Annotated in this window: 11 protein-coding genes; all 11 read right to left on the bottom strand. The window is 69.1% G+C overall.

Annotated features, from left to right (window positions below):
• Positions 1-1,476 carry a class II 3-deoxy-7-phosphoheptulonate synthase gene (locus tag FB384_RS02975; RefSeq protein ID WP_183778937.1) on the bottom strand — a complete coding sequence of 492 codons (1,476 nt, stop codon included), beginning with the start codon at positions 1,474-1,476 and terminating at the stop codon, positions 1-3.
• Between the two features lie 55 nt (positions 1,477-1,531).
• Positions 1,532-2,566, bottom strand: a complete 1,035-nt coding sequence (locus FB384_RS02970) for an iron-sulfur cluster-binding domain-containing protein (RefSeq protein WP_183778935.1) — start codon at positions 2,564-2,566, stop codon at positions 1,532-1,534.
• A gap of 49 nt (positions 2,567-2,615) precedes the next feature.
• Positions 2,616-3,938, bottom strand: a complete 1,323-nt coding sequence (locus FB384_RS02965; RefSeq protein WP_183778933.1) for a cation:proton antiporter — start codon at positions 3,936-3,938, stop codon at positions 2,616-2,618.
• A complete protein-coding gene (locus tag FB384_RS02960) occupies positions 3,931-5,166 on the bottom strand; it encodes an FAD-dependent oxidoreductase (RefSeq protein ID WP_183778931.1) in 1,236 nt (411 codons plus the stop codon). Before FB384_RS02960 ends, FB384_RS02965 begins: the two co-directional genes overlap by 8 nt.
• Positions 5,163-6,494 (bottom strand): NAD(P)/FAD-dependent oxidoreductase, encoded by a 1,332-nt coding sequence (locus FB384_RS02955; RefSeq protein WP_183778929.1) that lies wholly within the window; start codon positions 6,492-6,494, stop codon positions 5,163-5,165. Before FB384_RS02955 ends, FB384_RS02960 begins: the two co-directional genes overlap by 4 nt.
• A 29-nt stretch (positions 6,495-6,523) precedes the next feature.
• Positions 6,524-7,930 (bottom strand): FAD-binding oxidoreductase, encoded by a 1,407-nt coding sequence (locus tag FB384_RS02950; RefSeq protein WP_183778927.1) that lies wholly within the window; start codon positions 7,928-7,930, stop codon positions 6,524-6,526.
• The gene (locus FB384_RS02945) at positions 7,845-8,780 is read right to left on the bottom strand and encodes a GNAT family N-acetyltransferase (RefSeq protein ID WP_183778926.1); all 936 of its coding nucleotides are present in this window, start codon (positions 8,778-8,780) and stop codon (positions 7,845-7,847) included. Before FB384_RS02945 ends, FB384_RS02950 begins: the two co-directional genes overlap by 86 nt.
• Positions 8,781-9,429: 649 nt before the next feature.
• Positions 9,430-10,446, bottom strand: coding sequence for a CNNM domain-containing protein (locus FB384_RS02940; RefSeq protein WP_183778925.1), 1,017 nt, complete (start codon positions 10,444-10,446; stop codon positions 9,430-9,432).
• Positions 10,443-11,852: a hemolysin family protein gene (locus FB384_RS02935; RefSeq protein WP_183778924.1), complete on the bottom strand. Its 1,410-nt coding sequence runs from the start codon at positions 11,850-11,852 to the stop codon at positions 10,443-10,445. The genes FB384_RS02940 and FB384_RS02935 overlap by 4 nt, the downstream gene beginning before the upstream one ends.
• A 420-nt stretch (positions 11,853-12,272) precedes the next feature.
• Positions 12,273-13,610 carry an alkaline phosphatase PhoX gene (locus FB384_RS02930; RefSeq protein WP_183778923.1) on the bottom strand — a complete coding sequence of 446 codons (1,338 nt, stop codon included), beginning with the start codon at positions 13,608-13,610 and terminating at the stop codon, positions 12,273-12,275.
• 260 nt (positions 13,611-13,870) lie between these two features.
• On the bottom strand, positions 13,871-14,725 hold the full coding sequence (locus tag FB384_RS02925) for an IclR family transcriptional regulator (RefSeq protein WP_228725947.1): 855 nt from the start codon (positions 14,723-14,725) through the stop codon (positions 13,871-13,873).
• Between the last annotated feature and the right edge of the window lie 2 nt (positions 14,726-14,727).

Below are 14,727 nucleotides of genomic sequence, written 5' to 3'. Positions count from 1 at the left end.
TCATCCGCGCAGCATCTCCGCCACCAGGAACGCCAGTTCCAGCGACTGCTGAGTGTTGAGCCGGGGGTCGCAGGCCGTCTGGTACCGGCCGGCAAGGTCGACGTCGGAGATGTCCTGGGCTCCGCCGAGGCATTCGGTGACGTCCTCACCTGTCAGCTCGACGTGGATGCCACCGGGGTGGCTGCCCAGTGCGCGGTGCACCTCGAAGAATCCCTGCACCTCGTCGACGACGTGATCGAAGTGGCGGGTCTTGTATCCGGTTCCGGACGAGTACGTGTTGCCGTGCATCGGGTCGCACTGCCAGACAACCTGATGTCCCGACGCTTCGACCTTCTCGACGATCGGAGGCAGCACGTCTCGGATCCGGTCGCTTCCCATCCGGGTGATCAGGGTCAGCCTGCCCGGCTCGCGTCGCGGATCGAGCCGCGTGGCGTACTCGACCGCTTCTTCAGGTCTGGCATCCGGACCGAGCTTCACGCCGATCGGGTTGTGGAGCAGTTCGGCGACCGCGATGTGGGCCTCGTCGAGCTGGCGGGTGCGTTCACCGATCCACAGGAAATGTGACGAGAGGCCGTACAGCCGCGGCTCGTCCCGCTCGGTCTCGTGCAGGCGCAGCAGTGCTCGCTCGTAGTCCAGCAGCAGCGCTTCGTGGCTCGCGAAGATCTCGGTCGAGTGCAGGGAACCGTCGTCGACCCCGCAGGCCGACATGAACCGGAGCGCACGCTCGATCTCCGTGGCCAGTGCCTCGTATCTCGCGCCCGCCGGCGAGGTGCGGACGAAGTCCTTGTTCCAGTCGTGCACCCGTCCTAGGCCGGCCATGCCTTCGCCGGTCATCGTGCGGACGAGGTTCATCGCGGCGGCCGCGTTGGCGTACGCCCTGATCATTCGTCCGGGGTCGGGCACGCGGAGAACCGGATCGGCCACCGCCGAGTTCACGATGTCGCCGCGATACACCGGCAAGCCCTCGGTGTCGGTCGACTTCGACCGGGGCTTGGCGTACTGGCCCGCGATCCGGCCGACCTTCACGACCGGCAGGCTCGCACCGTAGGTCAACACGACGGCCATCTGCAGCAGCGTCCGTACATTCGCTTCGATGTGCGCTTCGGTGTTCGACTCGAACGTTTCGGCACAGTCGCCGCCCTGCAACAGGAACGCCTTGCCTGCGGCGACATCGGCGAGCTGCCGCCGCAACCGGTCCACTTCGGCAGGCACCGTGAGCGGCGGGACATTCTCCAGGACCGAACGCGCGTGGCGGGTGAGCTCGGGATCGGGCCACTCGGGCTGCTGCGCCGCGGGGAGCTCGAGTGCTTCGTCGAGCCGGGCTCGCAGCCACGCGGGCAGCCGGGGCAGCCCCGGCAGGGTGTCCAGCGGCACGTCGACGGTCCACCACCGGCCCGGCGAGGCGTCCGTCGAGGAGACCGTGGGTGTGGCAGGGGCAGTGGTGCCGGTTCGGTCGTTTTCGGAGGGCGGTGTCATGACGGCCTTTCCTCGCCGGAACAGGGGGCGATGACGACGGGCATACGGTCGGTGGTCACGAGAACGCGACGGTGACGTCGGAGTCGTGCGGAATCAGCTGACAGGCCAGGGCGTAACCGCATGCGATGTCCTCGTCGTCGAGCACGTTGTTGCGGCGCATGCTTGCGTTGCCGGCCACGATCCGGCACTCGCACGTCAGGCATTCGCCTTGCCGGCATGAACTGGGAGCGACGATGCCCGCGGCATCGAGCGCCTCGATGAGGGGCGTGTCGGCAGGCCACGGGATCACGGTTTCCGCGCCATCCAGCCGTACGCGTGCGGTCGATGCCCGGCGGTCGGTGCCGCTCGCCCCTGCAACACCGGAACCCTCGCCTCCGGCCACTGGGGAGGGGCCGAACGACTCGGTGCGAATGGCGTCCGCCGGCCGGCCCAGTGTGGTGAGCGTGTCCACGACCAGTCGCGTGTAGCCGTCCGGGCCGCACACGTACGACACGGGGTTCGGCTCGTGTTCGGTCACGGAACGGATCGTCGAGGCGTTCAGGCGCCCCCGTTCGTCGCTGGCGTGGACCTCGACCGCGAGTCGACCGGGGTAGGCACGTTCGAGCAGGCGGATGTCCTCGAGGAACGGCGCATCGTCGTGGTCGCGGACCGTGTAGTGCAGCAGTGCGGGACGGTCCGTGCTCGCCAGGGCGAACTTGCACAGCGAGATGATCGGGGTGATCCCCACGCCTGCGGCGAACAGGTGCACGACCCGGTCCGACGGGTCGAGGGTGAACGCACCGGCGGGTGGATAGGTGTGCAGCACCGTTCCGACGGCGGCATCCTCGTAGAGCCAGTTGGAGCCGACGCCGCCTGCGGCGCGTTTCACCGTGACGGCGAGTCGCCGGTCGGTGACCGGACAGCTCGAGATGGAGTAGGTGCGCGTGATCGGCGCCTGGCCGTCGACCGGAAGTTTCAGGGTCAGAAACTGGCCGGCTGCGTGCGAGAGACGGACATCGGCCGTTGTCGGTTCGAGAGTGAAGGTCTTCACGTCGGCGCTTTCGTCGACGACTCCGGTGATACGTACCGGGATCAGTGGCTCGGTTCTCATCGTCGCTCCCTTGTTCGGTGTGTCCACACGCACCGGTCGCCGGGCGGAGTCATCCGGTCGCGGCGGCCTGGAGGAATCGGCGGTCCGGGTCGGCGGGCGAGTGCCGGGCCGCCCATCGGTCGCGTGCGTCCTGTTCGCGGGTCGGTGTGAAGTGGAGTCGGTAGAACGGCATCGCCACGGCCGTCGTCAGCACGGCGATGAGCACGAGGATGGAGAACAACCTCTCTTCGAGTACGCCGATGGCGAGGCCGATGTTGATGAAGATGAGGATCATCAGGCCGCGTGCGTTCATGAGTCCGCCCATCGCGACCGACTCGCCCCATCCCCAGCGGAACGCTCGCAACACCCCTAGCGAGGCGATCGCCTTGGAGACGAAGGCCGCCGCGAAGACCACGCCGAGGGCGGCGAGATAGTCGGCGTTCAACGCACCGGTCAGATCCGTGTTCAGTCCGGAGAAGGCGAAGAACACCGGCAGGAACAGGCAGCGCACCGCCTGCAACAGCCGCGCGTTGAGCAGAGCCGAGAACCCGCGCACCCGTGGCAGGGCGACGCCGCAGATGAACCCGCCGAACACGGAGTAGATCCCGATGTAATCGGTGAACCACGCCGCAGCGAGCACAAGTCCGAGCAGTGCGACCAGCAGGCGGTCGTCGACGTGCCCCTCCCGGACGGCGCGTGTCATCGGCTTTCTGAAGATTCTCGGCAGAATCAGGAAGGCGGCGACGGCGAACCCGGCGGCCGGGACGATGGTCTTCCACGAATCCAGGACGTTCCCGTGCACGGCGAGCGCACCGACGACGGCGAGCACGCACCAGGCCAGTGCGTCGTCGATGGCGGCGGCACGGGTGGCCACTCCACCGAAATCGGTGTGGACCATGCCGCGTTCCTGCAGCACCCTGGCGAGCATGGGGAACGCGGTGACCGCCAGCGCTCCGCCGACGAACAGCACGAACAGCGGGAGACTCACGCCCTCCGGTCGGAAGTCGGCCTCCAGATAGAGCGCGGCTGCGCCGCCCGCGAGCAACGGGCACAGCAGCCCGGCCGCGGCGAGGACGACCGGGAGCACGGCCTCCCTGCGCGAAGCGGGATGGTGTTCGTGCTCCAACCCCACGAGGAACATGTAGAGGCTCAGCCCCACCATGGCGATCACGTACAGGGTGGGTTTCGTGGCCTCGGAGAACACGTATCCGCTGAAACCGGGGGCGAATGCGCCGAGGGCGGTCGGCCCGAGCAGGATCCCGGACACCATTTCGCCTACGACGGCGGGCTGTCCCACCTTCACGGCGATTCGTCCGCACACCTGAGCGGCGACGACGATGACGAGCAGCGCCGCCGTCACGGCCAGCAGCGTTTGCATGTTCCCGTCATGCATGGCGGATCAGCTCCTTCAGCGGCTCGATGTAGCGGTCGAGACCGGGTTGGCCCGTCGTCAGTGACTCGTGCAACGGGTCCAGCCACCCGTCGGCGGGTGGCTCGCCCGCGGCGAGTGCGTCGAAGAAGTCGTCCTGGCGCTCCTGCAGGGCGGTGATGTAGGGCAACCGGAACCGCTGGAGGTTCTCGACCTCGGCAGCGGACCCGGTGCGCAGCAGCGTGTGCACCGGGTCCACGAGGGCGGCGGCGTTCTGCACCGCGAGATTGAAGCCCTGCCCGCCGAGATTGTGCATCGCGTGGGCCGCATCCCCGAGCAACAACAGATCGTCGCGGTACCAGGTTCCGCAGCGCACCGTGCTGGAGCGCAGGCTCGTGGTCAGCAGAGGCTCCACGTCGTCCGGCAGGCCGAGACCCACGGCCTCGGCCCGGCGTCGTGCCTGCGGGCGCAGTCGTACGGCCGCGGGGTCCGGGGCCGTGCCGTCGGGTTGCATGTCGAACAGGAGCGGGTTCGGGCCGACACCGTTGTCCACGATCGTCGTGGCGTCGTGATCGCCGACGACCATGCTGATCGCCGGCGGTCCCTGCCGCCGCACCGGCACCGCCACGACGTCGACACGCCCGGGGAACAGCCGGCGTGTCACGCCGAAATCGACGCCCTGGCGCAGTGGTGAGTCGCGGCCGTCCGCCGCGACGAGCAGGCGGGTACGTACCCGCTGCGGCCCGTCAGCTCCGGCGGTCAGCAGGGTCCACTCGTCGTCCTGGCGAACGGCCTCGGACAGGTCGACCCCGTAGTGGCAGGCGGCATTGGGGGTTGCGGCCAGCACCGGGAACACGGCGTCCGCCAGCGTGTCGAGGCCGATGTTGTACGGGGTGTGGACCTGCCCGTCGGTGGTGCGCCGCCGCGTGTCGAACCGCCCGACCCGCCGCCGGTGCCGGAACTCCTCGAGGTACTCGATCCGGCCGGCAGCGTCGTCCGGGACGGCCGTCATCCCGGCTCGCCGGAGCACGACCTGCGTCGCGGGATGCACCAGCACGCCCTGCCGATTCCGCGCCGTGCGCGGGGCACGTTCGAGCACCATGACGTCCAGGTCCGGTGCGGCCCGGGCGACGCCCGCCGCGAGCACGAGCGACGGAACGCCGCCGCCCACGATCACCATGTCGGCACGGACCGTGTCGGCGTGATCGGCTTCGTCCCACCGAGGGTCTGCGGTCGTGTTCGCCGCCGTCATGCCGTGCCCACCTCGACGGGCGTCCCGGTGCGCTCGGCGCGTTCGAGCTCGGGATACGCGGGGCAGCCGTAGTGCACCTCGAACGGCTCGAACAGGTCCCAGCGCGGCACCGACCGGAGCTCGGACGCGAACGTGTTCGCCTGTCCCCAGAAATCGCCGCCCAGCAGCAGCGACACCGATTTGTCGTCCACGGTGTCCGGCAGTTCCGACTTCAGTCGGCCGAAGTCGAACTCGTACTCGTAGAAGCCCTGAACCAGGCGGAAATAGGTGTCGTATCCGGTCTTGTACAGGCTCGTGAAGCGGCCTGCCGACTCGTCGGCGGTACTCGAACCGTCCAGAATGGCCGCGGCCTCGACGCTGGCCTGCATGCCGGTGGTCATGGCGAGGTAGACACCGCCGGAGAAGATCGGGTCGACGAATGCGGCGGCGTCGCCGACCTGGAACCAGCGGTTCCCGACGACCTGGTCCGCGTAGTAGCAGAAGTCGGACTCCTGCCGGGCCGGTCCCTGCGGCCGCGCCGTTCCCAGCCGTTCCACGATGCGGGGGATACGCGAGATGTGTGTGGACAGCAGCTGCTCGCGGTCGCCGGCAGCGCGGAGGGTCGGTTTGCGCATGACCGACCCGACGCTGAGTGTGCCCTCGGAGTTCGGGATCGCCCACACCCATCCTTCGGCGTGGTTCCCGATCTGGACGTCCCCGCGCCACCCGGGGTTGAACTCCTCCCTGACACCCGTGTAGTGCCGGTAGAGCGCCACCATCTTCAACCGTTCCACCGGTTTGCGCAGGCCCAGCTTGGTCGAGATCAGGCCGGTGCGGCCGCTGGCGTCGATCAGCACCGACGCGCGTACCTGCCTCGCAGCGCCGTCGGGACCGGTGTAGTGCACGACGTGGGGCGCGTCGTGGTCCGACGCTGCGGCGAGGTCGATGTCATCGACCTCGGCCTGCAGCCGGACGGTGGCCCCTGCCTCGACAGCCGAGTCGAGGAGGAACTGGTCGAAGCGGGAACGCTCGACCTGGAACGTCGTGTGGAATCGGCCCGGTCCCTGGTCGGTGAAGCACACGCGATGGAACCGTCCCCCGGTGTCGCTGAACTCGGCGCCGCTCTTGACCGGGTGGCCCTGCATGCGCATCGGCTCGAGAAGACCGAGCTGGTTGAGCAGCCCGCTCATGTACGGCAACAGCGACTCCCCGATGTGGAATCGCGGGAACGGGTCCCTGTCCATGATCAGCACGCGAAGGCCTGCCAGGGCGGCCTGCCGGGCCGCGGTCGACCCCGCTGGGCCGGCGCCGATCACGACGACGTCGTAGTCCGCAGAGTTCTGGATCATCTTCGTCTCCTGCTCGAAGGTCGGGGTGGTCAGGACAAGTACCGGGACGGCCCGAACAGGCCGGTGGGGTCGAGCGCGTCCTTGAGCCGGGCGGCGACGACGGCGTTGAGGTCGGTACCCGGGGCGACGTCGCTCCGGTGGTGCGCGGTGTCGAGTCGGTACGGCGGGTAGCCGGCGTCGACGAGTGCGCGCTGGATCTCGTCCGATGCCCGGTGGGCGGCCTCCGTCGCGTTCGCCGAAGCACGGTCGAATCGGATGGCGATGACGAGGTCGACCACGTCGTGGCCGAGGACGTTGACGGTGGTGCCGACCTCGACACCGTGTCGGGTGCCGGCCTCGCGCACGATGCCGCGGGCGTTGCCCAGGTCGGCGGCGGTGAAGGGAACGAACGGCAGCACGAAGATCCAGCCCCGGCCGGCCGCATCCGCTTCGTGAGTGGACCGTCCCAGTGAGGCCCGCACGATGCTTTCGCTCTTGGACACGTCACCCCGGTACAGTCGGGCGACGGCACCTGCGAGCGGATCGTCGGCGAACTCGTCCTCCGGCAGCACCCGGGCACCGATCGATGCGAGCCTGCCCGCGAGGTCGGCACGTTTGGCCGAGACGACGTCCGCGCTGCCGTCGAGGCAGATGTGCCCGGTCACGGTGGCGTTTCCGCCGTAGATGTCGGAGGAATCGGCGTCGTAGACCTTGATCACGGCGTCGCTCAGCCGATCGCGCACGGCACCACGCAGTACCTCGATCAGCGCGTCGTAGCTATCGTCGGCCGCGGTGAAGGTCAGCACGCTGGTCTCCTCCGGGGTCGGCAGCAGCCGGACGACGGCGGCGGTCGCGATACCGAGCGTCGACTGCGGGAACACCTGAACCGACGACGGGCCGAGGCCGTACTTGTTGGGTGCCAGCCCGGAACCCGGTGGCCACCAGCCGACGGTGCCGACGTCGGCGGCTGCGGTCACGATCTCGAGTCCGAGGAGGTCCTCGGTCCGCTGGTGCCGGAGGCCGACACCGCGGTCCATCGTGTTCCCCAGCACGGACGTTTCCGGTGAGGACGCGGTGCAGTTGAGGAACCGCCCCGATCCTGTCAGCGCGTCGCAGAGTTGCGCCTGCGTCACTCCTGCTTCGACGATCGCGTAGCCGCGTTCGACGTCGATCGTCCTGACAGTGTCCAAAGCAGACAGATCAACGAGGTGCTGGCCGGGAATCGGGCCCGATGCGGAACCCAGGCCCCAGTTGAAACCGCTGCTCACCGCCCGGAACCCACCGGCGCCGCTGCAGCCCTCGCGCACCAGGGACACCAGCTCGTCCACCGAGTCCGGGCGATGGATTCGGTCGGGCTCGGCCGCGGGAAGCTCACTGACGTTGCGGCTGTTGGGCGCCGCGGCCCTTGTCGCGGTGATGCGTCCACTCGTGTCGGAGTGCGACGTAGCTGAGTTCATCGGAGTAGCTCCCGTCGAGATTGCTCAGTCGTCCTTTCCGGACGGATTCGCAGTGGTAGGAGGAGCGCTCGGCGACCGCAGCGGATCGGCGGTTGGCCGGCTTCACGCCGAGTTCGATCCGCTGGACCGGGGCAGCGGTGAAGGCCCATCGCGTGAAGCCCCGTACGGCGCGGGTGGAGACTCCCTTGCCGCGGTGGGCAGGCATGGTCACGTACCCCACGTCGAGAACTCCCGGTGGGACGACGCGGCGCACCGACAACTTCGCGAGCGGGGGACCTGCGGGCGATGCGCGGGCGATCAGGAACGAGGCCGGACCGACTCGCCATCGGTAGTAGGCCGAGCCCAGCAGCTCGATCAGTGCCTGCCGGTCCAGTGGTTCGGTGAGGGCATGCAGCCGCGCCCCGGGATCCTGCTCACAGGCGAGCAGGTCCGCCAGGTCGTCGGGGTGCGGATGGGTCAGTACGATCCCGTCGGCGTCGATGCCGTCCGGTGGAATGCGGGGAAGCCACTCGCATGCGGTGGCGGGGACGGCGAAATCGCGGGTCAGCACCACGGGCGCATCCGGCTCGGTGCGCTGCGCGAATGTGACCGGGTCGAGCACGAAACCGTGCTGTGCCAGCACATCGATCACCGCATGATCAGCGGCCCCGGCCTCGGCGTGGACCCGGCTTCGCTCGGTTCGCCAGTCGTTGATCGCGGCGGGCAGGTCGTCGAGTGTGAGGCCCGGCCACGATCCTGTCGTGGATTCGATCCGGATCGTCGTCGTGGAATCGTTCGTGGGGCTGAGAGAATTGTTTTCGGCATGACTGTGAGTGCGCGCGTCGAAACGCGCGCCGATGTACTGCTTCATTGCCTCCACCGACTGTGGGAAATTGAAGAATGAACTGTCGAGTGTGCGAGGTTGTCAGCGACCCCCAGTTGTCGCGATCAATCGACATCGCCTGATCGAGCGACCTCAGGTTGCCCCATTCTCGGGTGGCCGTCAAGAGGTTGTTCGAGATTCGTAGATCATCGAACACGCTGTGGTTGCGGCACTCTCGGGCTTACGTGCAGGTAGTGGTGACCACATGTTTCCGGTTCGACCACCGCGGCGGCCGGTGACGATAACTGTATCGATCACTGCGATTCGCCTCACATTAACGCCCGGTTGGAAATGTTTCGAGTCGCACGTGAGGTGCCATTATCAGACTGCGCATTATTCGTGAATAATTCGACTCGGAATCCCCGGATCGGCGCAAGGAAGGTTGTGTACACACAAAATCTCGCGGGCGAGATTTCCTCGGGCTGGGCGGGCTGTCGGACGCCTGCAGATGCTGCGGGGCGCCGAGAGAGCCGCTCGCCGTCAGCGGCGCTCTCGGCGGCGTCCCGGGCGAAGGCGGCGGCATCCGGCCAGGCCGTCGCCTGGGATGACGCAGTCGGACAGCGGCCCCACTCGGATCGCCAACGTCCGCCTGCCGGCCGTGCCGTGGCGGTCCGACCGCCGGGCGCTGCGACTCGGGTCAGGAGCTGTGGGCGTCCGCAGTGGTGGACTCGCCGGGAAGTACCCGGCCCAGGATGTCGGCGATCGTGACCACGACCGGACCGTCGGTGGTGTGGACCACAGCGAGGTGTTGCGAGGTCTCCCGCATCCGGGCCAGTGCCGTGTAGAGCGGCGTGTCCGGTGGAAGATCGAGAACACGGTATGCCACCTGTGTGACCGGTGTGTCGTCGGCGAGCAGCAGCGTGTCACGAACGTGGACGACCGAGCGCGGATCACGCTCGCCCACGAGGATGCGCCGGTGGCCGGATTCGCGGGCTGCGTTGCGGACGTCGAGGGCCGTGGCATGCGCGGGCACCGTGACCGGGGATCCGGATGCGATGTCGCGCACCGTGACGCGCTGCAGGTCCAGGGCACCGGACAGTTGGGTCGACGACAGGCCGTCGAGGGTTCCCGTCTCGGCGGAGTGCTTCACGAGTTGCCGCAGCCCCTCGGGGTTCTGCCCTGTCGCGACCTCGTCGGCGGGAGTGACGCCGGTCAGCCGCACCAGCCGGTTGGCCGCGGTGTTGATGGTCAGCAGCAGCGGGCGCGTCGTTGCCACCAGCACGCGGGCGGGCAGCGCGAGCATCGTCGCGGAACGCTCCGGGTGTGCGATCGCCCAGGACTTCGGTGCCATCTCGCCGACCACCAGGTGCAGGAACGTCATGACGAGGAGCGCGAACGTGAACGCCGCCGCGTCGGCGGCCCAATAGGGCGCACCGAGCGTTTCGATCAGCGGAGTGAGCCAGTGGTGCACGGCGGGTTTGGCGACCGCGCCGAGTGCCAGGGTGGCGCCGGTGATGCCGAGCTGGCAGCCGGCCAGCAGCAGGGTCAGTTCGCGGGAGCTGCGCAGTGCGGCTCGCGCCGAACGGCTCGTCGTGGCGGCTTCCTCGAGGCGATGGCGTTTCGCCCCGAGCGTGGCGAACTCGACCGCCACGAAGAAGGCGCTGGCGACGATGATCAGCACCGTCACGGCGACCACGATCCAGGGGTTGCTCATCGCGCCTCCTCCCGGTCGGATCCGCCGGGCCCGCCGTCCTCACCGGTTGCCGCCTCGGCCTGCTGGAGCGTGAGGCGGAGCCGCGACGGCACGTGGCGGTCGACGTCGAGTACGTCCACGCGCAGCACCGGAGGTGCTGGCGGTTCCGGTTCTGCCAGTTCGGCCCCCGACTGCGGCAGATCGATCAGCACGGTCGTTCCGGTGGCGGGGAGCGCGCCGTGGGCGGCGATCGTCAGGCCGGCGACCGTTTCCACGTCTCCCGAAGGCAGGTCGTGCTCAACAGCACGCTCCACCTCGTCGACGTGCACGTCACCGTTGACCAACCAGGTGCCGTCGTCCTGGACCGTCACGGGCGGTGGTTCCGGCGCGTCGTGTTCGTCCTGCAGTTCGCCGACGAGTTCCTCGGCCAGATCCTCGATCGTGAGGATGCCGGCGAACCCGCCGTACTCGTCGAGGACACACGCCAGTTCGTTGCGGGTCACGGTCAGCCGGGCGTAGGCATCCGGCAGCGACATGGTGGTCGGCACCAGCAACGGAGGGCGGCACAGCTCCGACACCGGCGCCTCGTCGTCGGCCGGCCGGGTCAACACGGCCGCCAACTCGGCCACACCCAGGACTTCGTCGGCTGCCACGTCGAGCACTGGGTAGCGCGTGTGGCCGTGCGCCATGAGTTCCCGCACTCGGGAGATCGGCGTGTCGGCCGTGACGACGTCGACGCGCGCCCGGGGGTTCATCGCGTGTTCGACGTCCTGGTCGGGGAAGTCCAGTACACGGTCGAGCAGCACCGACAGCTCGGTGGGCAGGTCACCGGTGGCGCGCGAGTCGGCCACGATGTGTTCGAGATCGCGCGCGGTGGCCGAATGCTCGACGTCGTGGACCGGTTCGATACGCAGCAGTCGCAGCAGCGCGTTCGACGCGGCGTCGAAGATCCAGATGAGCCAGCCGAACAGCGTCAGGTACAGCGTCGTCGAACCGGCGAGCCACAGCGCGATGCGTTCCGGTGCGGCGATCGCCAGGTTCTTCGGGAACAGCTCACCGATGAGCATCTGCACCAGCGTCGAGAGCACCAGCGTGGCCACGGTGCCGACGGCGATGCCGACCGAGGTGGGAACGCCGACACCACCCAGCGCAGTACCCAGTGCGTTGCCGACCAGGGGTTCGGCGACGTAACCGACCAGCAGGCCCGTCACGGTGATGCCGAGCTGCGCGCCGGACAGCATGAACGACGTGCGGCGCGTGATCGCCAGCGCCCGCTGGGCCGCGCGGTTCCCGGATTCGGCCAGGGCGGCCAGCCGGGAGCGGTCGACGGCCATGTAGGCGAACTCCTGCGCCACGAAATAGCCGTTCGCCGCGATCACGGCCAGGATGATGACGACTCCGAGCAGGAGGCTGAGGGCCCAGATCATGTGCGGCACCTCGCGGTGCTCTCGCTCACGGTCCGGGTGCCGGTACTACAACTGTCGTCCATCGCCCTTCCTGGCAGGCTGCCTACGTGACCATCCCGTTCGGTGCGTTCCCCGGAACGCGCTGCTCGATTCGGCTCGCGGAGTCGCTGCGCCGACGGCCGGTCACCTCGCGGAGCCGATCGAACCGAACGGGATGGCCCGATGCTACCGGAAAGTACGGTTCCCTGCCCCCGTCGGCGATCCGGTTGGCCGCTCGCCGACGGGGGCAACGTCGTCAGGACCGGCCACAGCGCCCCGTGCCGCCTGCTCCGGCAAGAGCACGGGGCGCCGCCGGGTTCGTCAGAGCGCGCCGCGCTGCCGGCTTGTTCAGAGCGTGGCGCGCTGCCGGCTTGTTCAGAGCGCTCCGCGCTGCCGGCTTGTTTAGAGCGCTCCGCGCTCCCATGGCCCGGTGACGGCGTAGGTGATGCCAGGGGACTGGACGTTGAAGAACAGGATCTTCCCGTCCGGGGAGAACGTCGCACCGGCGAGCTCGCTGGTGTTCGACGAGTTGAGCTCCGCGAGGTCGAAGATCTCGCCCCGGTTCGTCACACCGCGCAGCAGATCCTTCCCGCTGCCGTCCTCGCACAGCACCAGCCCGCCCGTGTTCGGCGAGACGCAGATGTTGTCCGGGCTCTCGAGCAGGTCCGGGTTCGTCGACTCGTACACCAGCACGAGCTGACCGCCCGAGTCGCCACGCGCCCGGTACTCCCACACCTGACCGATGCCCGCGTCGCCGCCGTTGGTCGAGACCAGGTAGATCGACCCGCCGCCGAACCAGGCACCCTCGAGGCGCGCGAACACGGCGGCGCCCTTGTCCCAGCCCTGCCGCGCCACGGCGAGGCTGTCGTCGCTGTCCGGGTCCGGGTCGTCGATGTCGACCCACTCCACCGGCAGCGTCCGGTTCGGCTTCTGGCCGAGCCGCGTGTCGAACCCGGGCTTGTCCTTGATCGCCAGCATCTGCAGCTTGCCGCCGGCGGCAAGCTCGCCCGGCTTGTTCGGCACGAACCGGTAGAACCCGGCACTGCCGCGGTCCTCGGTCTGGTACACGATGCCCGTCGCCTCGTCGATCGCGACGGCCTCGTGCGTGAACCGGCCCATCTCCTTGTACGGCACCGGATCCACGGGGCCGTCCGCACCGGCGGGAACCTCGAAGACATACCCGTGCGGGGTGTCGACGTCGAGGCCGGTGAACGTCTCCTCGCACGAGAGCCACGAACCCCACGGCGTCGGGCCGCCCGCACAGTTGCGGATCGTGCCCGTGAGGCTCGGGAACGTGTCGACGAGCTCCATCTTCTCCGGATCGAACACCATCGTGGTGGTACCGCCCGCGGCGGCCGGGTCGTACGACGGCGAGGCGAACGCCGCGCCCTCGCTCTGTTCGTGGTTGCGCACCAGGCGGATGCGCCCGTCCTCGTCGGCGAACGCGGCCATGCCGTCGTGCATGCCCGGCGTGGGCCTGCCGTCGCTCATCGGCGTTCCCGTGTGTCCGAACGCGACATACGAGAAACCGGCAGGCAGCAGCAGCTCGCCCCCGGGTGCCGGCTCGAGCGGGCCGTACCCGCCGTTGTCTTCGGCCTGTCGCGGACCGCGGCCGGACTTGGCCGACGCGGTCGTGGCGCCCATCATACCGAGCAGCGCGGAGGTGGCGCCGACGGCGGCTCCGCTGCGGAGGAAACCGCGGCGGGACAGGTTGGAGGGAGTGGTGGGTCGTTCGACCATTACTGGCGCTCCTTCGAAGTCCGGGAAGGTCGAATTCACCCCACACGTCCGACATGTCCCGCTGCGCAGGTTGCGATGAACGACCTTTGAACGCCTGCCGATCGGCGAGTGCGCCGAGCAACGGGCGTTGCTCCGAACAGTGCAGCGGCAACCGCCGTTCGGGCCGATCCGTCCGTTCCGGCGTGGGAACCGGAACCTGTGCCGGTCGCGGAACCGACGCGCCCGGAGCCGCCCGCGGGCGACTCGCACGGCGCGTCCGCTCACGTGGCGGGAGGCAGCCCGCCGACGCGGGTGGTGAGTTCGCCCGCGGCGCGGCGGACCCGGCCGGCGAGGTCCGGCCAGGTCTCGCCGCATTCGATGTCGGCCGCTTTTTCGGACCGATCGTTCTCGTCGGTGCACCGGTGCCGGAAGGTCAGGCTGATCGCCGCCAGCGGGCGGCCGCCGTGGTCGAAGGCCGGGTACGCGACGGAGGCGAACTCGGCGGTCACGTGGCCGTCCTCGACCGCCCAGCCGAGCCGCTCATGGGCGGCGAGCGTCGCCCGCAGCTCGGCCAGGCTCCGCGGACCCCGGCCGGTGCGGCGCACGAACGCCGATGCCGCCGGGAACAGCGCTCTGACCTGGGGCTTCGGTAGGTGCATGAGCATCGCCCTACCCGAGGCCGTCAGGTGGGCGGGCAGTCGGACGCCCACGTCGGTGACGACCGTCTGCGGCTGCGGAGGGCGTTCCTTGATGAGGTAGACCAGCTCGCGCCCGTGCAGTACGCCCAGGTGTGCCGTGTGCCCGGTCTCGTCGACCAGTCGCCGCAGGATCGGCCCCGCGAGCCGTTCGAGTGGATCGTGCCGCAGGTAGGAAGAGCCCAGCTCGAACGCGGCGATCCCGAGCGCGTACCGCCGTTCGGCGGGCAGATGGACCACGAATCCGGCGGCCTGCAGTTCGGTGAGCAGGTGGTACGTCGACGACCGGGGTACGCCTGCCTCGCGCGCCAGCGTCGCCGCCGACACCGGACCCGGGTGCCGCGCCAGCACACCGAGCAATGCGAGCCCGCGCCGCAGCGCAGGCACGTTTCCCTGGGCGGCGTACTCGCTCTGCCCAAACGGCTTGTCCTGCGCCATCATGC

It is taken from the genome of Prauserella sediminis, assembly GCF_014195435.1.
GTDB lineage: Bacteria > Actinomycetota > Actinomycetes > Mycobacteriales > Pseudonocardiaceae > Prauserella > Prauserella salsuginis.
Note: the sequence above shows the minus strand (reverse complement) of the source record. Positions and strands in the feature narration are given on the sequence as shown.